The following is a 22,194-nucleotide window of genomic DNA, read 5'->3' as shown; positions in this document are numbered from 1 at the left end:
TCGGGGACAACTCCACGCTCTTCGTCCGCTTGACACCCCTACCTGCATGTGGCCCGCTCTTGGTGCGACTCGTGATGGGACCCACCGCCAACGCAACCTTCTAAGCAACAGGCAGCCGCCCTGAGCAACAGGCGTGCCATCAACCCGCCGAGGGCGCCGGCCCCATCTCAGATTGCCGGGGTCTGGGGCAGAGCCCCAGGGGAAGCACGCACCCGCAACCAGCCGCACCCAAGGCGACCCACCCGCAAAGCCGCGAACCCGCAAGCTAACGCAGGCGTCCCCCCAACCTGGGAACCCCTACAACCCAACCTACTCAAAGGGTCCGACAGTCCTACTTGTTCTTCGAAGCACCCTGATAGTCATTGGTGACGATCAAAATCACCCCGGCAGCAGCCGACTGGATCCCATCGAACCGAGGCTCAACCCGAGCCCTCAACACCGAAGCCAACTCCTTGGCCGCAGCCTCTTCCTCAGTCCCAGGCCGGAAGTACACGGTGGTGGTGGGAATCGTCCCCCCGGAGTAGTTGCCGGTCTCGGCAACACCCCACCCGTTGGCCCGAACCTCATCAGCAGCCTTGGAAGCCAACCCGGTGATCGTCGAGTTGTTGTAAACCCGCACCGGAGCCTTCGCAACCCCGGGCTGAGTGACAGGCGGAGGCGGCACCACAGCCGAAGAGACCGGCACCGAAGGCACGGTGGGCGAACCTGTAGTGGTCACCGGAGGCGCGGACGAAGCCGGCGGCTGCTCCGAAGAACCAGAAGAGGCAGAAGTAGTGGTAGCCGCAGGAGGCGCGGTGGACGACCCCTCCGCGACGGGCGGTGTGTCGGAGGAGCCCCCACCGAAGAGGCTGACAACTCCGATCACCAACGCGACGGCGGCGACGCCGAGCAGGGCGAAGCCGGCTGCCTTGGCCGGACGGGACGGGCTTGCGGACTCGGGGGAGGTCATCAGTCCTCGGTGCTCCTGGCGCGGGCGCGAACCCTTTGGCGGCCTGTCCGCACGCCGCGCAGGCGCTTGACCAGCATCGGATCTGCGGCCAGAGCGGCTTCGGATTCAACGAGCGCGTTGAGCAACTGGTAGTAGCGGGTCGCGGACATGTCGAACAGTTCCCTGATGGCCTGTTCCTTGGATCCCGAGTACTTCCACCACTGGCGCTCGAACGCGAGCATCGTGCGTTCGCGGCTGGTCAGCCCGTCAGCGGAGGTGAGCGTCTCGGCGTGATCCATCTGGCTCCCCACGGTCGCCACACCATCTCAGGTGCGGGCAATTCAATCACGTGATCGTTCCAACGTACCGCGCGACACCGACAGTTTTGGACCGCATAAAGTTCAGCCATGGCCGTCCATCGCATCCGCATCGCCGGCGACCCCGTGCTCCACAACCCGACGCGCGAGGTCACCGAGTTCGACACCGAGTTGAAGACCCTCGTCGACGACATGTTCGAGACGATGGCCGCTGCTCGCGGAGTGGGGCTCGCGGCCAACCAGATCGGCTTCGACCTGCGGGTCTTCGTCTACGACTGCCCGGACGACCAGGGCGTCCAGCACCGCGGCGTGATCTGCAACCCGGTGCTGGAGACCTCCGAGATCCCGGAGACCATGCCGGACCCGGACGACGACTTCGAGGGCTGCCTGAGCGTGCCCGGCGAGGCGTACCCGACCGGACGCGCCCAGTGGGCGAAGGTGACCGGTGTCGGCCTCGACGGTCAGCCGTTCGAGGCCGAGGGCACCGGCTTCTTCGCGCGTTGCCTGCAGCACGAGACCGACCACCTCAACGGCTACCTCTACACCGATCGCCTCATCGGCCGGTACAAGAAGGAGGCCAAGCGGATGCTGCGCGACAACGAGTGGAACCAGCCGGGCCTCTCCTGGGACCCGAACGACCCCGCGAACTTCGACGAGGACGAGGACTAACGCAGCACGGCCTCGACCTGCGCCAGTTCCTCCACGCTCAACGGCCCGAACTCCAGGGCACCCGCGTTCTCCTCGACCTGGGCCACCGTCCGGACCCCCGGGATCGGGACCAGGCGGGGAGAACGCGCCCAGAACCACGCCAGCGCGCCCTGCACCAACGTCCGACCGCCCGACGTCAGCACGTCCCGAACGGCCTCCCGCGCCGCGAAGTACTCCGGTGACGGCCGGCCGTCGACGAAGAACCGCAGCCACGACGGGTTCGTCACGCGCACGTCGTCCGCGGGCAGCTCCGGGAACGTCTCCCGCGCCAGCAGCCCCATGGCCAGCGGACGGCGGCACAGCACCGCGTGCTCCCCCGCGTACATCTCGGGGTTGTCGAAGAGCAGGTTGATGTCGGCCTGCGCCGCGATCCCGTGCTCGCCCTCGCAGAAGAACCGCGCCCGCTCGACGTCGTCCGTGCTCCACCCGTAGGCGCGGATCTTGCCCGCGGCCACCAGCGCCTCGCACTCGTCGCGCAGCAGCGCCGCCTCCTCCAGCCCCAGGTCGCCGACGTGCAGCTGGTACAGGTCGATCCGGTCGGTCCCCAGCCGCCGCAGCGACCCCTCGACGGCGCGGCGCAGGTACGGAACCGACCCCTCGTTCCCCGTCATCCGGCGGGAGGCGGCGTCGAACCCGCAGCCCCACTTGGTCGCGATCACCACCTGGTCACGCACGTCCGCAAGCGCTTGCCCCACCACGGTCTCCGCGTGCCCGCAGCCGTAGACGTCCGCCGTGTCGAACAGCGTCACGCCCAGCTCGACCGCCCGCCGCAACGCCTTGACCGACTCGCCGTCGTCGGCGGGTCCCCAGCCGACCGGCAGGCCGTCCGGCCCCGAGAACGGGCCGCCCATGGCCCACGTGCCAAATCCCAGCTTCCCCAGTTCCAAGGTCATGGCGATCAGCGAACATCCTGGAGCGCGCTCCAGGTCAAGAAACAAGTTGCGGCCACCCGCGACCATTCAAGGCATGCCCGTCGAAAACATCGTCGCCTTCGTGGCTGCCTCGTTCCTCATCGCACTGTCGCCCGGACCTGGCACGGCCATGGTCCTGCGACAGTCGGTGCACGGGCGGAAGGCCGCGCTGGCGACGGTGTTCGGCATGGAGGTCGGCGTCGCCTGCTGGGCGGTCGCGGCCGCGCTGGGCCTGTCCGTCCTGCTCACGGCGTCGGAGATCGCCTACCACGGGCTCCGGATCGCGGGTGCGGTCTTCCTGATCTACCTGGGCGTGAAGGCCCTGATCAGCAAGAGCCTGCCCGACGCCGAGCCGCCGCCCGCGAGCCACGCGTTCCGCAGCGGGCTGGTCGTGAACCTGGCCAACCCGAAGCTCGGCGTGTTCGCGATCTCGTTCCTACCGCAGTTCGTGCCTGCCGGGGAGGCCGGCAAGGGGGTTCTGCTCTTCCTCGCCCTCGGCTGGGTCCTGATCGACACGGTCTGGTACCTGGTCATCGTGTCGGTCCTGCACACCATCCGGGGCTGGCTCAGCAGGCCGCGCGTCCGTCCCGCGCTCGAGAAGCTGTCGGGCGGCGTGCTGCTGGCGCTCGGAATCCGGCTGGTACTCGACCCGCGTTGAGATCGGGTCGCCCCGGCGCCAGAACAGCTCCGGCAACCCGGCCAGCTCGGCGAACGTGTGGCAGGCGGCCATCGACGCGTAACCGCCGGCCAGCACGTGCGCGCGGATGCGGTCCAGGCGACCGAACTCGATCACCTCACCGGCGATCAGGAACGGCAGCACGAGCTGCCAGGCCTGCACGACGGCCGGACGGCGCCGGTGAGGTGCGCGCAGGGCCGCTCGGGCCACGCGGAGCAGGTGCTCGTTCGCGCTCATCGTGGACGGGTGCGCCGCGTGGTCCCAGTTCCACCGGCGCTCCTCGGTGACCGCGCACCGCACGCACTCGACCGGCCCGGTGCCCAGTTCGGCACCGCAGCGCGAGCACGCCAGCAGCGTCATCGCCCAGTCGACGCACGTCCACGGGTACTGGCCGACGTCCGCGGAGGTCACCAGTTCGGCCAGTTCCCGGTCGGCGAGCTGCGACGACGTGCGCAGCGCCTCCCAGTCCGCGAGCCAGAACTGGTCGAGCAGTTCCGCGCAGAAGCCGCAGTCGGGGTAGCCCCGGCCCGCGAGCTCGCCGCAGGAAGGGCATGCCGAGACCACGGCGGGACGTTGACCGCGACGCGCGCCGGGCGGGAACGGCTGATGATCCGCCACGAGGAGAAGATTAGGGGCAAACGACGCCCTTGGCAGCTGCGGCGCGCTCTGACTATGGTCGGTTCTCGACAACTCAAGAAAACGCGGGAGCTCGCGCCAGAGCGGGCTGAGAGGGTGACTGGCAGTAGTGCCGGTGTCACCGACCGCCTGAACCTGACCGGGTAATGCCGGCGTAGGGAGGAATGTCGTGACGGCACTTGACGACCGTTCGGTCAAGCCCAGTGTGACCACGGGCCCGATCTCGGGGTCCCGCAAGGTGCACCGCGAAGTCGCTCCTGACATCCGGGTGCCCTTCCGCAGGGTGGAACTGACCAACGGCGAGCATGTCGATCTGTACGACACTTCCGGTCCGTATACCGACGACAACGCGACCATCGACGTCCACAGTGGACTTCCTGACCTGAGGTCGGGGTGGATCGCCGCACGGGAACCGATCAACGGAGCTGTCAGCCAGCTCGCGTACGCGAAGGCCGGGATCATCACCCCGGAGATGCGCTACATCGCGGTGCGCGAGAACCTCGACGCGGAGTTCGTGCGCGAGGAGGTGGCCATCGGGCGTGCGGTCATTCCGTTGAACCGCAAGCACCCCGAGGCCGAGCCGATGATCATCGGCAAGAAGTTCCTCGTGAAGATCAACGCCAACATCGGCAACTCCGCGGTGTCGTCGTCGATCGAGGACGAGGTCGAGAAGATGGTCTGGGCGTCCCGCTGGGGCGCCGACACGATCATGGACCTGTCCACCGGCAAGCGCATCCACGAGACGCGCGAGTGGATCCTGCGCAACTCACCCGTGCCGATCGGCACCGTGCCGATCTACCAGGCGCTCGAGAAGGTCAACGGCGATCCGGCCGCGCTGTCGTGGGAGGTCTACCGCGACACCGTGATCGAGCAGGCCGAGCAGGGCGTCGACTACATGACCGTGCACGCGGGCGTGCTGCTGCGGTACGTGCCGCTGACGGCCAAGCGCGTCACCGGCATCGTCTCGCGCGGCGGGTCGATCATGGCCGCGTGGTGTCTCGCGCACCACCGGGAGAGCTTCCTCTACACGCACTTCGAGGAGCTCTGCGACATCCTGCGCGCCTACGACATCACGTTCTCGCTGGGCGACGGGCTGCGGCCGGGTTCCATCGCGGACGCCAACGACGCGGCGCAGTTCGCCGAGCTCAAGACCCTGGGCGAGCTCACGCACATCGCCAGGGCCAAGGACGTCCAGGTCATGATCGAGGGCCCCGGCCACGTGCCGATGCACAAGATCGCCGAGAACGTCCGGCTCGAGGAGGAGTGGTGCGGCGAGGCGCCGTTCTACACCCTCGGGCCGCTGGCCACGGACATCGCGCCGGCGTACGACCACATCACGTCCGCGATCGGCGCGGCGCAGATCGGCTGGCTCGGCACCGCGATGCTCTGCTACGTCACGCCGAAGGAGCACCTCGGCCTGCCGAACCGCGACGACGTGAAGACCGGCGTGATCACGTACAAGATCGCGGCGCATTCGGCGGACCTCGCCAAGGGCCACCCCGGCGTCCAGGACTGGGACGACGCGCTGTCCAAGGCGCGCTTCGAGTTCCGCTGGGAGGACCAGTTCAACCTGTCGCTCGACCCGGACACCGCGCGCTCGTTCCACGACGAGACGCTCCCCGCGGAACCGGCGAAGACGGCGCACTTCTGCTCGATGTGCGGGCCGAAGTTCTGCTCCATGAAGATCACGCAGGACGTGCGGCGCTACGCCGAGGAACGCGGACTGTCCACAGTGGAGGCGATCGAGGCGGGCATGGCGGAGAAGTCCGGCGAGTTCGCGGACACGGGCAACAAGGTCTACCTCCCGGTCGTGGAGACCACGTGACCGAGGCGCCCCCCAGGGTGCTCACCATCGCCGGAAGCGATTCCGGCGGTGGTGCGGGCATCCAGGCCGACCTCCGCACGCTCTTCGCGTGCGGAGTGCACGGCTGCGTCGCGCTGACGGCCGTGACGGTCCAGAACTCCTTGGGCGTCACGGGTGTCTCGGAGATCCCGGCGGACGTCGTCGCGGCGCAGATCGTCTCGGTCGCCGAGGACATCGGCGTGCAGGCCGCGAAGACCGGCATGCTCGCCTCCGCGCAGATCATCGAGGCCATCACCCCTGCGCTGGACCGCGTCGGCATCGGCGCGGGGAAGACCCCGCTGGTCGTCGACCCGGTCTCGGCCTCCATGCACGGCAACCCGCTGCTCGCCGACAACGCCCTGGACGCGTTGCGCGGCCTGCTGTTCCCGCGCGCGACGCTGGTGACGCCGAACCTCGACGAGGTGCGGCTGATCACCGGCATCGCGGTGAAGGACCGCGAGGACCAGCGCGTGGCGGCGAAGGCGTTGCACGCCATGGGCCCGGAGTGGGTGCTCGTGAAGGGCGGCCACATGTGGGACGACCCGGAGTGCCTCGACCTGCTCTACGACGGACAGGAGTTCATCGAACTGCCCGGGCCCCGCTACGACACCGAGCACACGCACGGCAGTGGCGACACCTTGGCGTCGTCGATCAGCTCGGCGCTCGCTCGTGGAGCCTCGGTGCCGGAAGCCGTGCGGTTCGGCAAGGAGTTCATCGTCCGCTCGGTGGCCACGGCCTACCCGCTGGGCGCCGGCTCCGGGCCGGTCTCACCTTTTTGGAGGCTCGACGGCTGAAACCCGCTGGGCCGCCCCACGCCTTCGGCCGGGCTACGACTCCTCGTCGACTTCCAGGCAGAGGCAGAAGGGGTGGCCCGCGGGATCCAGCAGCACCCGGACGTTCGGCTGCAGCTGGAACTCCGCCACCGAAGCACCGAGCGCCACCGCCTCGGCGACAGCCGATTCCAGATCACCGACCTGGAAGTCGAAGTGCATCATCGGGCGCTGCTGCCCGTCAACCGGCGGCCACACCGGCGCCACGTAGCCGTCCGTGCGCTGGAAGACGAAGAACGGGCCGTTCGGCGAGGCCGCGACGATCGCGGTGCCCGGCTCCTCGTGGCCGACGTGCCACCCGAGGAGCTCGGCGTAGAAGCGAGCCAGGCCGGCGGGGTCGGGCGCCTTGATCGATGCCCTCCACCTGCCGCCGGTCCGCGACTTCCTGCGCTACTTCGGCTCCTCGCCGACCAGCGTCTCCAGCGCGTCCAGCGCACCGACCAGCGCCGAGATGTGTTCCGGCGTCAGCTGTTCGATCCGCCGCTGCAGTTCGCGCACCCGCGCGGACCGCACGCCGGACACCATCGTCTCGCCCTCGGGCGTGGGGGTGGCGAGCCAGGCGCGGCCGTCCTGCGGGTCGGGTTCGCGCTTCACGTACCCGGCCTCGACCAGCGCGGCGACGATGCGCGACAACGTCGGGGGCGCCACGCCCTCCTTGTTCGCGAGGTCTCCGAGGCGCATGGGGCCGCAGCGCGCGAGGGTGGCCAGCGCGGAGACCGCGCCGGGGCCGAGTCCGGGGGAACCGGTGCGTCGCAGCAACCGGGCCAGCCGGCCGATCGCCAGGTACAGGCGCGCGGTCGCGTCCTCGACCTCGGCGTCAATGGGGGCCGTCACGGCTAGTCGTCCTCCTCGGCGGATTTCAGGTAGTGCTCAATCATCCCCCAACACGTGAGTACCCAAGGTAGCGACTCAGAGACCCGGCGAAGACGCTTGGGCCCAAAAGCGCCGCGGAATTCGACCGGCCAGGTGCGCCAGCCGTCCGCCCTCGACCGCACAACGCATGGCGGCGCCCATCCGTTCCGGGTCCTGAGCTCGTGTGACGGCGGTCGCGAGGAGCACCGCCGAGCAGCCGAGTTCCATCGCGAGCGCCGCGTCCGACGCGGTGCCGATGCCCGCGTCGAGAACTACTGGAACAGATGCCCTGGAAGTGATCAGCTCGATGTTGTGGGGATTCCGGATGCCCAGGCCCGTGCCGATGGGAGAGCCCAACGGCATGACGGTCGCGCAGCCGACGTCCTCGAGCTTGCGCGCCAGCACCGGGTCGTCGTTGGTGTAGGGCAGGACCACGAACCCGTCCAGGACCAGGCGTTCGGCCGCGTCGAGCAGTTCGACCGGGTCCGGCAGCAGGGTCTCCTCGTCGTGGACGACCTCGAGCTTGACCCAGTTCGTCTCCAGCGCCTCCCGCGCGAGCTGCGCGGTCAGCACGGCCTCGGCGGACGTGCGGCAGCCCGCGGTGTTCGGCAGGACCTCGATTCCAAGGCGCCGCAACAACTCCAGCACACCGGTCTGACCGGCGGCGTCGACGCGGCGCATCGCCACGGTCGTCAGCTCGGTGCCGGAGGCGACCAGGGCCCGTTCCAGCACCGAGAGGTTCGCGGCACCGCCGGTGCCGGTGATGAGCCTGGACCGGAACTCCCGGCCCGCGATGATCAGCGGATCGTCCACGTCAGCCTCCCTGGACCGCGGTCAGCACCTCGACCACGCCGCCGTCCGGCACGATCGTCTTCTCCCACAACGCCCTCGGCACCACGGCGCCGTCCAGTGCCACGGCCACGCCCTTCGCCGGTGCTCCCACCAGCGTCACGACCGCGGCCACCGACGTGCCCTCGGCCAAGTCGCGGGAGGTCCCGTTCACCTGTGCCCTCACGAACTTCCCTCCTGAAGCAGTTCCACCACGAGACGTGCGGTGTGCGGGGCCAGCAGCAGTCCGTTGCGGTGGTGGCCCGTCGCCGCGATCACGCCGGGTTCGAGCCACCGCACGACCGGCACGTTGTCCGGGCTGCCGGCGCGGAACCCCACGGCGGCCTCGGTCAGCGCGTACTCCGCGATGCCCGGCAGCACGGTTTCCGCGTCCCGCAACAGGTCCCGCACGCCCGCGACGGACACGTCGGTGTCGAACCCGGCCTCGTACTGCGTCGCGCCGACGACCAGACCGTCGTCGCGCGGCACCAGGTACACGGGACGACCGGAGACCAGCGCGCGGATGGTGTGACGAGGTGGCGGCAAGGCGCCGGGGCGGTGCGTGAGCCGCAGGATCTCGCCCTTGACCGGCCGGATCACGTCGCGCAGAGCCGGGTGCAGCGAGCCGCTCCACGCCCCGGCCGCGATCACCGTGACCCGTCCCTCCACTGAGGACACGACTCCGGCGTCCTGACATGCCTTCCACAGTGCGGAAAGCAGCACCCTGTTGTCGACGGCCAGGTCTCCCGACGCGTACACGCCACCGCGCACCGCGGGGCCCAGCGACGGTTCGAGGGCCCGGATCTCCCGCGAGGTCAGCAACTCCCCCGCGTGCCGCAGGTCGGCGAGGTCACCTGGCTGCGTCCCGACCGCCAGCGTCCCGGCGTCGAACAGCGGCACACCGATCGACGCGGCGAACGAGGGCCACATCGCCAGGGCCTCGACACCCTGCGCCACCACGGCTTCCTCACCCGGCCAGGCCTCCGTCACCGGCGCGAGCATGCCGCCGGCGACCCGCGAACCCGCGTGCGGCGAGCCGTGGTCGGAGACGGAGACGGAGAACCCGGCCCGTGCCGCGGCCAGCGCCACGGACAGACCGATGACGCCGCCACCCCGGACGGCCACTTCCACACTGCTCAAGGCATTCACGCTCCCTGCGCCGGCATGACCCGGATCAGGTTCGACGGTCGGAGCGAACCACGCTCCCTCTCAGCCCGGTGTTCTCCAGGCTCCCGTGCGGACCGACTTCAACATAACGGTTAACGTGCGTGCGTGCCAGGACTCGACGGAAACCTGATCAGGCAACGACTCGCCGACGCGACCCTCTACCTCTGCACACCGAACCGGCCTGATCTGGCCGAGTTCGCGGACGCGGTCCTCGCGGGAGGCGTCGACATCATCCAGCTGCGGGACAAGTCACTCGAGGCGAAGCAGGAGATCGAGGCGATCGAACTGCTCGCCGAGGCCACCGAACGCCACGGGAAGCTCCTCGCCGTCAACGACCGGGCGGACATCGCTCATGCCGTCGACGCCGACGTGCTGCACCTGGGCCAGGACGACCTGCCCGTCCCGCTCGCCCGCAGGATCATCGGCGACGAGGTGGTCATCGGCCGTTCCACCCACGACGTCGGCCAGATGACCGCGGCGGCGCAGGAGCCCGGTGTCGACTACTTCTGCACCGGCCCGTGCTGGCCGACGCCGACCAAGCCGGGCCGTCCGGCGCCGGGACTCGACCTCGTGCGCGCCACGAAGTCCGACCGCCCGTGGTTCGCGATCGGTGGCATCGACCTGACGAACCTTCACGAGGTCAAGGAAGCCGGAGCCACCCGAGTGGTCGTCGTGCGGGCCATCACGGACGCCGAGGACCCGCGCAAGGCGGCCGAGTTGTTCAAATCCGAACTTGATCGTTGAAATTTGAACTAAAAGGCGTACTCTCGAAGACGTGAGCGCACCTGTGCTGTACCTGAGCCACGGGGCTCCCCCGCTGGCTGACGACGAGACGTGGACCAGAGAGCTCAAGGACTGGTCCGCCACCCTCCCGCGCCCGGAGGCCGTTCTCATGGTCTCCGCGCACTGGGAGGAGGCGCCGACGACCATCGGCGCGACCACCACCGTCCCGCTGGTCTACGACTTCTGGGGCTTCCCGCAGCGCTACTACGAGGTGAAGTACGAGGCTCCGGGCGCGCCGGAACTCGCGGACGACGTCCGCAAGCTGCTGGGCGGGCACGTCGAGCAGGACGAGGAACGCGGTCTCGACCACGGCGCCTACGTGCCGTTGAAGGAGATGTTCCCGGACGCCGACGTGCCGGTGCTGCAGATGTCGATGCCCACGCTCGACCCGCGCGAGCTGCACGAGATCGGCCGCAAGCTGGCGCCGTTGCGGGACAAGAACGTCCTGATCGTCGGCAGCGGGTTCATGACCCACAACCTGAGCTGCGTGAACTTCCCGGCCGGACCGGACTACGAGCCGCCGTCGTGGTCGAAGGAGTTCGACGACTGGGCGCACCAGCAGCTGGCCGCCGGCGACGTGGACGCGTTGCTGGACTTCCAGGTGAAGGCTCCGGCCGCCGGGATCGCCCATCCGAGGACCGAGCACTTCGCCCCGCTGTTCGTGGCCCTCGGCGCGGCGAGCGACGAGAAGGCGCGCACCAGCGTGGACGGTTTCTGGTACGGGCTCTCGAAGCGGTCCGTGCAGTTCAGCTAGCGGCGCCTTCCAGGAACAACCTGGCCAGTCGTCGCGCGATGGCGGGCGTCCCGTTGCGGACGCCCCCGCTCGCCATCAGGAGCAGCACCACGTCGTCGACCGAGAAGTCGGCCCGCAGCCGCCCGGTCGCCTTCGCCCGGCGGATGAGTTCGCCGAGCGAGCTGAACGCCATGTCGCGCACGGAGGCGAAGTCGATCGCCCTCGGGTAGGCGCTCGTGAACGCCGCCGCGAACCCGCGGTCGAGCACGTGCAGCCGGCACACCTCCTGCACCGTGTGGCAGAAGCCCTGCCACGGGTCGGAGTTCGCCAGCCCCTCGTCGACCGCGGCCGTGCAGGCCGCCATCTGCTCCGAGAACGCCTCCACCACAAGGGCTTCCTTGGTGGGGAAGCGGCGGTAGAGGGTCGCCGGACCGACGCCGGCCCGCCGGGCGAGCTCGCGCATCGGCACGTCCAGCCCCTCCGCCGCGAAGGCCTCGCGGGCGACGGCCATGATCCGGTCGCGGTTGTCCTGGGCGTCCGCGCGCAGGTTGTGAGTCAGATTTCCCGTCACCGTCTCAGTTTCCGCTAAGCGGACGCCCTGTTCCACTAATTTCGCCGCCATGCGAGCACTCCAGTTCTCCCAGTACGGCCCCGCCGACGTCCTGCACGTCGCCGAGATCGCCGAACCGCACGCGGGCCCCGGCCAGATCCGCGTCGCCGTCCGCGCCTCCGGTGTCACCCCCGCCGACGCCGGACTGCGCGCCGGGCGGTTCGGGCAGCGGCTGCCGCTCCCGCACGTGCCCGGCGTGGACGCGGCCGGTGTCGTCGACGAGGTCGGTGAGGGCGTCACCGGCGTCGGCGTGGGCGACGAGGTGTTCGGCCTGGTCGACTTGGCCCGGCTCGGCGGCGCCAACGCGGAACACGCGGTGCTGGCCGCGTGGACGGCCAAGCCGGCGGCGTTGAGCTGGGAGCAGGCGGGCGGTGCGGCCGCCAACGTGGAGACCGCCACCAGGACGCTGGACCTGCTCGGGGTCCGCGACGGCACGACGGTGCTCATCGCGGGAGCCGCGGGCGGTGTCGGCACGGTCGCCGTCCAGCTGGCCGTCGCACGGGGAGCGAAGGTGATCGGCGCCGCCGGTCCGTCGACCCAGGACTTCGTCGCGGGACTGGGCGCGATCCCCGTCGTGCACGGAGAAGGCCTGGCGGACCGGGTCGCCGAGGTGGACGCGGTTCTGCACTGCGCGGGCGCGGTTCCCGACCTGGTGACGATCGCGGGTTCACCGGACCGCGTGGCGACGATCGCCGACCTGTCCGGCGAACACGGGATCCGGCTGTCCCACACGGCAGGAGGCCCCGGCTCGGATCCTCAGGCGCTGCACGGTCTCGCCATCGCCGCGGCGCTCGCCGAGCAGGGCTCGTTCACCGTTCCGCTCGCCGGGGTCTTCCCGCTCTCCGAGGCCGCCGACGCGCACAGGCTGAGCGAGACCGGCCACGCCCACGGCAAGATCGTGCTCGTCAACTGAAGAAGCGCTGTGACACCGGGGTGTCACAGCGCTTCACGGTGTTGCGGGGACTAGCCGCGCGTGAGGGTCAGGCCGTAGCGCGACAGGATCGGGTTGACCGGCTGGAAGTACGTGGTGCCGCCGGACGAGCAGTTGCCCGAACCACCGGACGTCACGCCCTGGGCCTGGCCGAAGCCGGAGCCCGCCACCCACGAACCACCCGAGTCGCCACCCTCGGCACAGGCGTTGGTGCGGGTGAGGCCGCGCACCTGGCCCTGCGGGTAGTTCACGGTCTGGTTGAACGCCTGGACGGTGCCGCAGCGCCAGCCCGTGGTGGAACCCGAACGGCAGATCTGCGAACCGACCGCAGCCTGGGTCGAGCCCTTCACGATCACGTTCGTGCCGTTGTAGCGGTTGACCCACGGACGCGGGGTCCAGTTCGCGTTGGTGCGCACCCAGGCGTAGTCGTTGCCGGGGAACACGGAGCCGGCGAACGTGCCCTGAGCGACGCGGTTGAAGCCGGAGACCGCGGTACCGGTGGTGCCGCAGTGGCCGGCCGTGACGTAGCCACCGGTCACGGAGAAGCCGAGCGAGCAACGCCCGCCGCCCATGTAGATGGCGTCGCCACCGCGCAGGTCGTACAGCGGCGTCGGGCTCTCGGTCACCTCCTCGACCTTCACGGTCGAGCCGATGGACTTCGCGGTGGCGATGAAGCTGTCCGCCGCGGCGTCACGCGCGTTCTTGTTGACCTCGATCACGACGGCGTTCGACTTCTCGTCGACGCGCCAGCTCGTGATCGCCTTGGGGGCGCTCATCACGTCGAGGACGGACTTGGTCCCGTTGAGCTGCGTGAGCGAGCTCTTCACGACCTGGGTGTCCGCGCCGGTCACGGAGAGTCCTGATTTGGTCACGGCGACGGTCAGTCTGCCGCTCGCCTGGTCGATCCAAGCTCCGCCGAACGCGTCGCCCAGCGACGACTTGGCGGACTCCGCGACCTCGCTCGCTTTCTGGTCAGACGCCAACCGGACGCGTGCCTGGTCAGCGTTCAGGCCCAAATCACGCTCCACCGCTTGGAGCAATTCGGCCGGGTAGCTCTCCGTATCGGAACCGGATGAGCCGACCGGTGCGGCAGGGGCGCCAAACGCCGGTACGCTGAGAGCAGTGACGACTCCGGTGGCGAGCAACACGGCACCGGTTACACGGGCCGCACTCGTGCGGTTCATCAAGCGTCTCCCTCACTTTCGGGTGCAGGGGAACCCGAGAGTCGGTTGCAGGGACCTCTCTCGGGGGCTCTAGGGGGACGGGTGGTGGGGCGGCGGCAGGGGTCGCCCCACCCCTCCCGTCCTCAGTCGCGGCGCGAATCCACGGCAGGCGCCGGGCTCAAGCGGACGTGCCACGAGCCTCATTGCGCCTCCTCCCGGTCTCTTCCGGACCGAATCCTTACGCCCGTTCGAGTGAAGTTGCGGAACTCTTGGCTATGACGCCCCGCCTCGAACGTGAACGAAGTGTGTCACAGCTCACGACAGATCAACTGCGGCGCGTAGCAATTGACAGTTAACTATCGCTCAACGTGATTACGTGATCACCGAATGGGGTCGGCGCTGGAGGAAGGCGCCGAGCTGTTCGTCGGCTGTCGGGATTCTGTCGACGTCGACGGCGGCCCGGTCGTGGTGGTGCTCTCCGACGACGACGGGGCGGACGTGCTCGGAGGGACCGTCACGGTCTCCGTCTCGGTCTTCGTCGTCTCGGTGTGCGTCTCGGTCTGGGTGCTTGTGGACGGTTTGCCCGTATCGGCGGTGACGGGTCTGCCGGTGACGAGCTGGACGCTCGTGGCGGTGAGGACGGTCACGACGAACACGAGCAGTCCGCCGACAGCGATTACCTGCCAACGCTTTTCGCGTTCCATCGACCGTTGGTAGAACACGGCGCCGACGGTGGTCACCACGCTCGCGAGGATCGCGCCGATGATGGTGCCGACGAGGTTGAGGCGAAGGCTCAGAACGGCCGCTGTGGTGGCCGCGAGCACACTCGCGATGAGCTTGACGGGGGTGATCTTCTCCTTCTCAGACATGACACACGTAGGACGTTGGGCACAGTTCACCGGTTGTGCCCCGGTGACGTGCATCATCGACGCATGCGCCTGGTGACCCTCGAAGACGTCCGCGCGGCCGCGGAGGCCATCGCCCCGCACGTCGTCCGCACCCCGTTGCTGCCCTTCGACTCCGGCCTGTGGATCAAACCCGAGTCGCTGCAGGCGATCGGCGCGTTCAAGATCCGCGGCGCCGTGAACGCCTTGTCCCGCATACCTTCCGAGGACCGGGCGCGCGGTGTCGTGGCGTACTCGAGCGGCAACCACGCGCAGGCGGTCGCGTACGCGGCCAAGACGCTCGGCATGCCGGCCGCGATCGTCGTGCCGGAGAACACCCCGAAGCTCAAGATCGAGGCCACGCGGGCGCACGGCGCCGAGGTGTTCGTCGTCGGCATCACCGAACGCGAGTCCCGCGCCAACGAGCTGGTGCAGGAGCGCGGCGCCACGCTGATCCCGCCGTTCGACCACGCGGACGTGATCGCGGGCCAGGGCACGATCGGCCTGGAGGTCCTCGCCGATCTTCCTGACGTGGCAACGATCCTGGTGCCGGTGAGCGGCGGCGGGCTGATCTCCGGCGTCGCGGCCGCGGTGAAGGCCCTGCGCCCCGACGTCCGCGTGATCGGCGTCGAACCCGAGCTGGCCGGCGACGCCGCCGCCTCGTTCACCGCGGGAGAGCAGGTCCGCTGGGACGCGCACGACCGCGCCCGCACCATCGCCGACGGTCTGCGCGCCGAGCCCTCGGAGCTGACCTGGGCCCACATCAGCAAGCACGTGGACGACTTCATCACCGTCTCCGAGGACGAGATCCGGGACGCCGTGAACCAGATCGCCCGCCGCACGCGGGTCGTGGCCGAGCCGAGCGGTGCCGTGCCCGTCGCCGCCTACCTGAACCGGAAGCTGCCGGACGGTCCGGCCGTCGCGGTGGTCTCCGGCGGCAACATCGAACCGAACCTGCTCGCGTCGATCCTCGGATGATCGCGCTCCCAGACGTCCGTTCGGCGGCGACGGTCATCGCACCGCACGTGGTGCGCACACCGTTGCTGCCGTTCGGTTCTGGATGGATCAAGCCGGAGAACCTCCAGCCGGTCGGCGCGTTCAAACTGCGCGGCGCGCTGAACGCGTTGGCACGCCTGGAGAACCGCGCCAACGGCGTGGTGGCGTACTCCAGCGGCAACCACGCGCAGGCCGTGGCGTTCGCCGCCCGCCTGCACGGCGTCCCGGCCGCGATCGTGATGCCGGACAACACCCCGGCGGTCAAGGTCGAGGCCACGAAGGCGTTGGGGGCCGAGGTCTTCATCGTCGGCATCACCGAACGCGTCGAACGGGCGCGGGCCCTGGTCGCGGAACGTGGAGCGGCGCTGATCCCGCCGTTCGACCACCCCGACGTCATCGCCGGTCAGGGCACGATCGGCCTCGAGGTCCTGGACGACCTGCCGGACGTCGAGGCCGTCGTGGTGCCGATGTCCGGCGGCGGGCTGATCTCCGGTGTGGGCACGGCGATCAAGTCGCTGCGCCCGGACGTCCGCGTGATCGGCGCGGAGCCCGAACTGGCCGCCGACATCGCGGAATCGCTCAAAACGGGCGAACTGGTGCGCTGGGACCCCTTGAAACGGGCTCAGACGGTCGCTGACGCGTTGAGAGACGAACCTTCAGCACTCACCTGGGCGCACATCAGCGCGTACGTGGACGACGTGATCACCGTGTCGGAGGCCGAGATCCTCGCGGCGGTGGCCGACCTCGCCCGCAGGGCCCGGCTGGTCGCCGAGCCGAGCGGGGCGGTCGCGGTCGCGGCGATGCGGAAGATCGGCGGCAGGGGCGTTGCCATCGTGTCCGGCGGCAACGTCGACCCCGGGCTACTGGCGAGCCTTCTCGCCACCTGACCGGATGTGCGTGGGAGGTCCCTCCACCCCGCAGTGCAGGCACTCACCGGGGTGCGGGGCGTCCTGCTGCTCGGGCGCCGCGGCGAGCACCCGGTTGTCGACGCCGATCGCCAGCAGGCCACCGATGATCGCGGCGACCGCGCACAGCACGAGAGCCATCTCCCACCCGGCGGTCATGACCTCGGGGTTCGTGTAGTCGTCGCCCATCAGCCCCACGGCCGCGGGCAGCACGGCCGTCGCGAGCAGGCCGCCGGTGCGCGCCACGGCGTTGTTCACACCGGACGCCACGCCCGCGTGGTGGTCGTCGGCGGAGGCGAGCACGGTCGCCGTCACCGGCGCCACCACGATCGCCAGGCCGATGCCGAACACGAGCACACCGGGCAGCACGCCGGTGACGTACGAGGCACCGGGCACGGCGTTGCGCAGCAGCAACATCCCCAGACCGACGAGGATCGGGCCGACGACCAGTTGCAACCGGGGCCCGTACCGCTGGGCGATCTTCCCGGACGTCGAGGACGCCAGCAGCATGATGATCGTGATCGGCACGCTGGCCAGGCCCGACGCCGTCGGCGAGTAGCCCAGCGAGATCTGGAGCTGCAGCACGAGCAGCACCATCACGCCGCCCAGCGCCGCGTAGACGAGGAACGTCAGGACGTTGGAGACCAAGAACGTCCGGTTGCGGAACAACTCCGGCGGCACCAACGGGTCCGCGGAGCGCTTCTGCACGATCCCGAACGCGATCATCGCGGCCAGCCCGGCGGCCGCCACGACGTACGACTGCTCGACGAGCCCGCCCGTCAGCAGGGCGAGTCCCACCGCGCCGACCAGCGCCGACAGGTAGTTCGGGTGCCCAGCCGACTCGTCGCGCGACTCCGGCACGTACCGCAGCGCGAGGAACACGCACAGCGCGGCCACCGGCAGGTTCACCAGGAACGCGAGCCGCCACGACCAGGCCTGCACCAGCAGCCCGCCGACGAGCGGGCCGACGGCGGTGGCCACACCGGACAGTCCCGACCACGCGCCGATCGCGCGTGAGCGGTCCTCCCGGTTGAACGACGACTGCAGGATCGCCAGCGCGCCCGGCGTCAGCAACGCCGCGCCCACGCCCTGCAGCACACGTGCCGCCACCAGCACCGGAACGTTCCACGCGGCACCGCACAGCAGCGAGGCGACGCCGAACCAGATCACGCCGATCACGTAGACCCGGCGCCGCCCGAACCGGTCGCCGAGAGATCCGGCGACGAGGATCAGCGAGGCCAGCGCCAGCAGGTACCCGTTCAGGATCCACTGCAGGTCGCTGACCGACGCGTCGAGCTCCGCGCCGATCCGGGGCAGCGCCACGTTGACGATCGTCCCGTCGAGCATGGCCATGCCCGAGCCGAGGATCGTCGTGGTCAGGACCAGCCGGGCTCGCGGCGTGCCCCAGGCGATCAAGACGGCCGGTTCAGCGTGGCCACGAACTTGTAGCGGTCGCCGCGGTAGACCGAGCGCACCCATTCGATCGGGTTGCCCTCGGTGTCGAACGAGTGCCGGGAGAGCAGCAGCATCGGCAGACCGATGTCCGCCCCGAGCAGCTCCGCCTCTTCCGGCGAGGCGAGCGCCGTCTCGATCGTCTCCTCGGCGTGCCCCATCTCGACGCCGAACCGCTCGGACAGCACCTGGTACAGCGAGGCGCCGGGCGCCAGGTACCGGCGCAGCCCGCGGAAGCGGCCCAGCGCGAGGTGGGTCGTCTCGATGGCCATCGGCTCGTTGTCGGCCAGGCGCAGCCGGTGCAGGCGCAGCACCTTGGCACCGGGGCGCACGCCCAGGTACCGGGCGAGCTCCGCCTCCGCCGGCATCTCCGAAGCCTCGATGAGCTTGGACGACGGCACCCGGCCCTGGGCGCGCATGTCCTCTGTGTACGAAGACAGCTGCAACCTCTGGGCGACCTTGGGTTCCGCCGCGAAGGTGCCCTTGCCCTGCACCCGGAGCAGCCGGCCTTCCACCGTCAGCTCGGCCAGGGCCTGGCGGACGGTCGTCCTGGAGACGTCGAACTCCGCGGCCAGCGACCGTTCCGTGGGGATCGGCGATCCGGGCGGCAGCGCCCTCAAGAGGTCGAGCAGGTGCCGCTTGAGACCCCAGTACTTCGGCTCGCGTTGTGCACGCGTCCTGGCGTCCACGCCTGATGCAGGCGTCGTCTCCAGCATGGCCTCCTCCTCGCACTCCACGTCACGCACCACAAGGATGCCTTGTCCGTGTCGATTCGTGCGTCCGAACCCCCGACATCCGTCGCGAAATTCGTCCGATGACTTCGCAACGTCTTGGTCACGCGCTTGACAGACGCGGTGACGCAGCACACGCTGTTCCGCATTGGTCTACACCACTTGGAAGTTCCGGCCCTGTGCCGGGCTCGGTGAAAGGGCGCGAACTGTGAAGGGCTGGAGAGGACTCGCTGTCGGTGCCGCCGCGCTGGCAGTGGCCGTGTCAGGCTGTGGCACGAGCACGAGCAGCGGTGGCAGCACGGAGACCAAAGAGATCACCGTGTGGCTCATGGACGGCTCCGCGGCGCCGACCCTGACCGACGCCTTGAACAAGGAGTTCGAGTCGGCGAACGGGATCAAGGTCAAGTACGAGGTCCAGAAGTGGACCGGCATCCAGGAGAAGCTGACGACCGCGCTGGCCAGCAGCACGCCGCCGGACGTCATCGAGCTCGGCAACACCCAGACGGCGTCGTTCGCCGACCAGGGCACCCTCGCCGACCTCACGGCTGACGCGAGCCAGTTCAACGGTGGCGAGTGGCTGGGCGGCCTCAAGGACTCGCTGACGCTGAACGGCAAGCAGTACGGCGTTCCGTTCTACGCCGCGAACCGCACCGTCATCTACCGCACGGACCTGCTGCAGGCCGCGGGCGTCACGGCGCCTCCGACCTCGCGTGCCGAGTGGATCGACGCGATCAACAAGCTCAAGGCCGCGAACGCGTCCAACCCGGACTTCCAGGCCCTGTACCTGCCTGGTCAGTCCTGGTACTTCCTGCTGTCCCTGATCTGGGACGAGGGCGGCGACATCGCCAAGCAGGACGGCGGCAAGTGGACCGGCACGCTGGACACCCCGCAGGCGAAGGCCGGCTTCGAGGCCTACAAGGCGATCTACGACGCGTCGGCCGCCAAGAAGGTCCCGGCTGACATCGACGAGGCGAAGCCCCAGCAGATGGAGGTCTTCGGCACGGGCAACGTCGGCATGATGGTCGGTCTCCCGTGGGAGCTCGGCGGCGCCGTGAAGGCGAACGCGGGCCTGGCCGAGAAGACCTCGGCGTTCCCGATCCCGTCGAAGAAGGCCGGCTCGTCCGCCCCCGTGTTCCTGGGCGGCTCGAACCTCGCCATCCCGGCGTCGAGCAAGAACACCGACGCGGCCAAGAAGTACCTGGCGCTGCTGTCGTCCAAGAAGTACCAGGACCTGCTCGCCGAGGGCGGCGCGGTTCCCGGCACCTCGAAGGACACCGCCAAGCTGGCCACCAACGCGGTCGGCAAGGCTCTCGCGGCCTCCTCCCCCAACGGCAAGGTCACCCCGGTGACGCCGAAGTGGGCGGCCGTCGAGGCGGGCCAGAACCCGCTCAAGGACGCGCTCACCGCGTACCTGACCGGCGCGAAGACGCTGGACCAGGCGACGAAGGACGCGAGCGAAGCCATCACCAAGGCCATGGCCTAGCCAAGCTGAGATGACGGCCGTCAAAACGACCGAAGCGGCAGCGCCGGCAGGGGACATCCCTCCGGCGCTGCCGCCTGCCGTGACGGGTGGGGCGCGCAAGCGCCGCCGCCGGGGCAGCGCCTTCGACCGGGCGTTGCCCTACCTGCTGCTCGCTCCCGCACTCATCGCGATCCTCTGGCTGATCGGCTGGCCGGTCGTCTCCGTCTTCGTGACGAGCTTCCGCCAGCTGAACCTCGGCGAGCTCGTTCGCGGTGAGGTCGTGTGGACGGGCCTCGACAACTACACGACCGTCCTGCAGGACGAGCGCTTCTGGGAAGTCTCGCTGCGCACCGTCGTGTTCACCGTCTCCGTCGTCGGAGCGTCGGTGGGCATCGGCCTCGGCATCGCACTGCTGATGCGCGTGCTGTCGCCGGTGGTGCGGATCGCCCTGCAGATCGCGATGCTCTGCGCGTGGGCGATGCCGATCCTCGCGTCGACCACCGTCTACCAGTGGATGTTCGACCAGAACTACGGCATCTTGAACAAGACGCTGGTGCAGCTGGGTTTCGACTCGTTCACCGGCTACTCGTGGTTCTCGTCGGGCTCCTCGACGCTGTCCGTCGTCGGTCTGCTCATCATCTGGCAGGCGATCCCCTTCCTCGCCTTCTCGCTGTACGCCGGGCTCGTCGGCATCCCGCGCGACCTCTACGAGGCCGCGGGCATCGACGGCGCCTCGCCGTGGCAGACGTTCCGCGCGGTGACGTGGCCGGAGATCAAGTCCCTGCTGATGATGGTGACGTTCCTGTCGACCCTGTGGGACTTCAAGGTGTTCGCCCAGATCTGGGTGTTCCGCGAGGGCGGTCCCAGCGGTGAGAGCACGACCCTGCCGGTGCTGCAGTACCTGGAGGGCATCGCGAAGAGCCACTTCGGCGTCGCGGCCGCGATCTCCGTGCTGATGATGGTCATCCTCGGCCTCATCACGTTCCAGTACCTGCGCAAGCTGCTGCAGACCGAGGAGGGGAAGATCTGATGCTCAAGAAGTCCGCGGCGAACCTGACGGGCCTCGCGCTCGCGTTGTTCTTCCTCTTCCCGACGTACTGGATGATCACGACGGCGTTGAAGCCCAAGGGCTCGACGATCACGTCGGACTACGACCTGATCCCGTTCTCGGTGACGTTCACGAACTTCGTGACGGCGTGGACGAAGCCCGGCTTCCTGTCCTCGCTCGGCAACAGCCTCCTGGTGACCCTGACCGCGGTCGTGGCCGCGATCGTCATCGGCATCACGGCGGCGGTCGCCATGTCGCGCTTCGCGTTCCGCGGCCGCAAGAGCTTCGTGCTGCTGATGCTGGTCGCGCAGATGGCGCCGTTCGAGGCGTTGCTGATCCCGATGTTCCTGATGATGCGGGACCTGCAGCTCTACGAACACCTCTCGTCGCTGATCCTCGTGTACTTCGCGGTGACGCTGCCGTTCTGCGCGTGGACGTTGCGCGGGTTCGTCAACGGCATCCCGATCGAGCTCGAGGAAGCCGCGATGGTCGACGGCTGCGGGCGGTGGAAGGCGTTCCAGAAGGTGACCCTGCCCCTGCTGGGCCCGGGTCTCGTGGCCACCTCGGTGTTCGCGTTCATCACCGCGTGGAACGAGTTCCTGTTCGCCAAGGTGCTGATCCGCAGCCAGGACCTGGAGACGCTGCCCGTGTGGCTGTCCGGGTTCCAGACGGCGTTCGGCACCGACTGGGGTGGCGCGATGGCCGCGTCCGTCCTGTTCACCGTGCCCGCGCTGGTGTTCTTCCTCATCGTGCAACGCAAGATGGTCGCCGGCGTGACAGCCGGTGCTGTGAAGGGATGA

At 69.3% G+C, this 22,194-nt stretch carries 25 protein-coding genes and 2 riboswitches; of the genes, 12 read left to right on the top strand and 13 right to left on the bottom strand.

Translation table 11 applies throughout. From position 1 onward, the window contains the following. Window positions 1–331 precede the first annotated feature (331 nt). Both IE307_RS47550 and IE307_RS42275 read right to left on the bottom strand, forming a co-directional pair. Complete coding sequence (locus tag IE307_RS47550) at window positions 332–619, bottom strand: LytR C-terminal domain-containing protein (RefSeq protein ID WP_308436443.1); 288 nt, start codon at window positions 617–619, stop codon at window positions 332–334. A 329-nt stretch (window positions 620–948) separates the two neighbouring features. Beyond that, a complete protein-coding gene (locus tag IE307_RS42275) occupies window positions 949–1,227 on the bottom strand; it encodes a DUF3263 domain-containing protein (protein WP_089910320.1) in 279 nt (92 codons plus the stop codon). 108 nt (window positions 1,228–1,335) lie between these two features. Here IE307_RS42275 and IE307_RS42270 point away from each other — a divergent pair, with 108 nt between their 5' ends. Beyond that, window positions 1,336–1,914 carry a peptide deformylase gene (locus IE307_RS42270; RefSeq protein ID WP_191305124.1) on the top strand — a complete coding sequence of 193 codons (579 nt, stop codon included), beginning with the start codon at window positions 1,336–1,338 and terminating at the stop codon, window positions 1,912–1,914. Here the strand turns inward: IE307_RS42270 and IE307_RS42265 are convergent. Next, window positions 1,911–2,846 carry an aldo/keto reductase gene (locus IE307_RS42265; protein ID WP_191305123.1) on the bottom strand — a complete coding sequence of 312 codons (936 nt, stop codon included), beginning with the start codon at window positions 2,844–2,846 and terminating at the stop codon, window positions 1,911–1,913. The two genes, IE307_RS42270 and IE307_RS42265, sit on opposite strands and share 4 nt — an antisense overlap. Window positions 2,847–2,919: 73 nt before the next feature. On the opposite strand from IE307_RS42265, the gene IE307_RS42260 reads away from it, so the two are divergent. The 3 genes from IE307_RS42260 (at window position 2,920) to thiD (ending at window position 6,813) form a co-directional block, all read left to right on the top strand. Continuing rightward, complete coding sequence (locus tag IE307_RS42260; RefSeq protein WP_191305122.1) at window positions 2,920–3,522, top strand: LysE family translocator; 603 nt, start codon at window positions 2,920–2,922, stop codon at window positions 3,520–3,522. Window positions 3,523–4,231: 709 nt separating this feature from the next. Further along, window positions 4,232–4,354, top strand: a riboswitch (TPP riboswitch). Then, on the top strand, window positions 4,346–6,001 hold the full coding sequence (gene thiC / locus IE307_RS42255) for a phosphomethylpyrimidine synthase ThiC (RefSeq protein WP_191305121.1): 1,656 nt from the start codon (window positions 4,346–4,348) through the stop codon (window positions 5,999–6,001). It overlaps the preceding riboswitch by 9 nt. Beyond that, window positions 5,998–6,813: a bifunctional hydroxymethylpyrimidine kinase/phosphomethylpyrimidine kinase gene (gene thiD, locus IE307_RS42250; RefSeq protein WP_191305120.1), complete on the top strand. Its 816-nt coding sequence runs from the start codon at window positions 5,998–6,000 to the stop codon at window positions 6,811–6,813. Before thiC ends, thiD begins: the two co-directional genes overlap by 4 nt. Window positions 6,814–6,846: 33 nt before the next feature. Here thiD and IE307_RS42245 read toward each other — a convergent pair whose 3' ends face one another. From IE307_RS42245 to IE307_RS42225, 5 genes are all read right to left on the bottom strand, one after another. Then, complete coding sequence (locus IE307_RS42245; protein ID WP_229905586.1) at window positions 6,847–7,176, bottom strand: VOC family protein; 330 nt, start codon at window positions 7,174–7,176, stop codon at window positions 6,847–6,849. 63 nt (window positions 7,177–7,239) lie between these two features. Continuing rightward, window positions 7,240–7,683 carry a MarR family winged helix-turn-helix transcriptional regulator gene (locus IE307_RS42240; RefSeq protein ID WP_229693556.1) on the bottom strand — a complete coding sequence of 148 codons (444 nt, stop codon included), beginning with the start codon at window positions 7,681–7,683 and terminating at the stop codon, window positions 7,240–7,242. Window positions 7,684–7,758: 75 nt separating this feature from the next. Further along, the gene (locus IE307_RS42235) at window positions 7,759–8,514 is read right to left on the bottom strand and encodes a thiazole synthase (RefSeq protein ID WP_191305119.1); all 756 of its coding nucleotides are present in this window, start codon (window positions 8,512–8,514) and stop codon (window positions 7,759–7,761) included. A 1-nt stretch (window position 8,515) separates the two neighbouring features. After that, window positions 8,516–8,716 carry a sulfur carrier protein ThiS gene (thiS, locus tag IE307_RS42230; protein WP_191305118.1) on the bottom strand — a complete coding sequence of 67 codons (201 nt, stop codon included), beginning with the start codon at window positions 8,714–8,716 and terminating at the stop codon, window positions 8,516–8,518. Continuing rightward, a complete protein-coding gene (locus tag IE307_RS42225) occupies window positions 8,713–9,669 on the bottom strand; it encodes an FAD-dependent oxidoreductase (protein ID WP_191305117.1) in 957 nt (318 codons plus the stop codon). The genes thiS and IE307_RS42225 overlap by 4 nt, the downstream gene beginning before the upstream one ends. Further along, a riboswitch (TPP riboswitch) is annotated at window positions 9,664–9,775 on the bottom strand. It overlaps the preceding gene by 6 nt. A 26-nt stretch (window positions 9,776–9,801) precedes the next feature. On the opposite strand from IE307_RS42225, the gene thiE reads away from it, so the two are divergent. Beyond that, window positions 9,802–10,440 (top strand): thiamine phosphate synthase, encoded by a 639-nt coding sequence (gene thiE, locus IE307_RS42220; protein ID WP_191305116.1) that lies wholly within the window; start codon window positions 9,802–9,804, stop codon window positions 10,438–10,440. Between the two features lie 31 nt (window positions 10,441–10,471). Beyond that, entirely contained in the window at window positions 10,472–11,233 is a 762-nt protein-coding gene (locus tag IE307_RS42215; protein ID WP_191305115.1) for a dioxygenase family protein, read from the top strand. Here the strand turns inward: IE307_RS42215 and IE307_RS42210 are convergent. After that, a complete protein-coding gene (locus tag IE307_RS42210) occupies window positions 11,226–11,783 on the bottom strand; it encodes a TetR/AcrR family transcriptional regulator (protein WP_229905579.1) in 558 nt (185 codons plus the stop codon). The genes IE307_RS42215 and IE307_RS42210 overlap by 8 nt on opposite strands. Window positions 11,784–11,832: 49 nt before the next feature. Here IE307_RS42210 and IE307_RS42205 point away from each other — a divergent pair, with 49 nt between their 5' ends. After that, window positions 11,833–12,735 carry an NADP-dependent oxidoreductase gene (locus IE307_RS42205; RefSeq protein WP_191305113.1) on the top strand — a complete coding sequence of 301 codons (903 nt, stop codon included), beginning with the start codon at window positions 11,833–11,835 and terminating at the stop codon, window positions 12,733–12,735. A 50-nt stretch (window positions 12,736–12,785) separates the two neighbouring features. On the opposite strand, the gene IE307_RS42200 is transcribed toward IE307_RS42205, so the two are convergent. Both IE307_RS42200 and IE307_RS42195 read right to left on the bottom strand, forming a co-directional pair. Continuing rightward, window positions 12,786–13,769 (bottom strand): S1 family peptidase, encoded by a 984-nt coding sequence (locus IE307_RS42200; RefSeq protein WP_308436442.1) that lies wholly within the window; start codon window positions 13,767–13,769, stop codon window positions 12,786–12,788. A gap of 527 nt (window positions 13,770–14,296) precedes the next feature. Then, complete coding sequence (locus IE307_RS42195; RefSeq protein ID WP_191305111.1) at window positions 14,297–14,785, bottom strand: hypothetical protein; 489 nt, start codon at window positions 14,783–14,785, stop codon at window positions 14,297–14,299. A 63-nt stretch (window positions 14,786–14,848) separates the two neighbouring features. On the opposite strand from IE307_RS42195, the gene IE307_RS42190 reads away from it, so the two are divergent. Both IE307_RS42190 and IE307_RS42185 read left to right on the top strand, forming a co-directional pair. After that, window positions 14,849–15,778 carry a threonine ammonia-lyase gene (locus tag IE307_RS42190; protein WP_191305110.1) on the top strand — a complete coding sequence of 310 codons (930 nt, stop codon included), beginning with the start codon at window positions 14,849–14,851 and terminating at the stop codon, window positions 15,776–15,778. After that, a complete protein-coding gene (locus tag IE307_RS42185; protein ID WP_191305109.1) occupies window positions 15,775–16,683 on the top strand; it encodes a threonine ammonia-lyase in 909 nt (302 codons plus the stop codon). Before IE307_RS42190 ends, IE307_RS42185 begins: the two co-directional genes overlap by 4 nt. Here the strand turns inward: IE307_RS42185 and IE307_RS42180 are convergent. Together IE307_RS42180 and IE307_RS42175 are read right to left on the bottom strand one after the other, a co-directional pair. Continuing rightward, a complete protein-coding gene (locus tag IE307_RS42180; protein ID WP_268250475.1) occupies window positions 16,657–18,117 on the bottom strand; it encodes an MFS transporter in 1,461 nt (486 codons plus the stop codon). The two genes, IE307_RS42185 and IE307_RS42180, sit on opposite strands and share 27 nt — an antisense overlap. After that, window positions 18,114–18,869: a GntR family transcriptional regulator gene (locus tag IE307_RS42175; RefSeq protein ID WP_030480591.1), complete on the bottom strand. Its 756-nt coding sequence runs from the start codon at window positions 18,867–18,869 to the stop codon at window positions 18,114–18,116. Before IE307_RS42175 ends, IE307_RS42180 begins: the two co-directional genes overlap by 4 nt. Window positions 18,870–19,092: 223 nt before the next feature. On the opposite strand from IE307_RS42175, the gene IE307_RS42170 reads away from it, so the two are divergent. Genes IE307_RS42170 through IE307_RS42160 form a run of 3 tightly spaced genes read left to right on the top strand, consistent with a single transcriptional unit; the run spans window position 19,093 to window position 22,194 of the window. Next, entirely contained in the window at window positions 19,093–20,367 is a 1,275-nt protein-coding gene (locus IE307_RS42170; protein ID WP_191305107.1) for an extracellular solute-binding protein, read from the top strand. A 10-nt stretch (window positions 20,368–20,377) separates the two neighbouring features. Next, window positions 20,378–21,376 (top strand): carbohydrate ABC transporter permease, encoded by a 999-nt coding sequence (locus tag IE307_RS42165; RefSeq protein ID WP_191305106.1) that lies wholly within the window; start codon window positions 20,378–20,380, stop codon window positions 21,374–21,376. Beyond that, entirely contained in the window at window positions 21,376–22,194 is an 819-nt protein-coding gene (locus IE307_RS42160; protein ID WP_191305105.1) for a carbohydrate ABC transporter permease, read from the top strand. Before IE307_RS42165 ends, IE307_RS42160 begins: the two co-directional genes overlap by 1 nt.

The sequence above is a fragment of the Lentzea cavernae genome (assembly GCF_014653695.1).
In the GTDB taxonomy this organism is placed as follows: domain Bacteria; phylum Actinomycetota; class Actinomycetes; order Mycobacteriales; family Pseudonocardiaceae; genus Lentzea; species Lentzea cavernae.
This window is presented reverse-complemented; position numbering and strand designations above follow the sequence as displayed.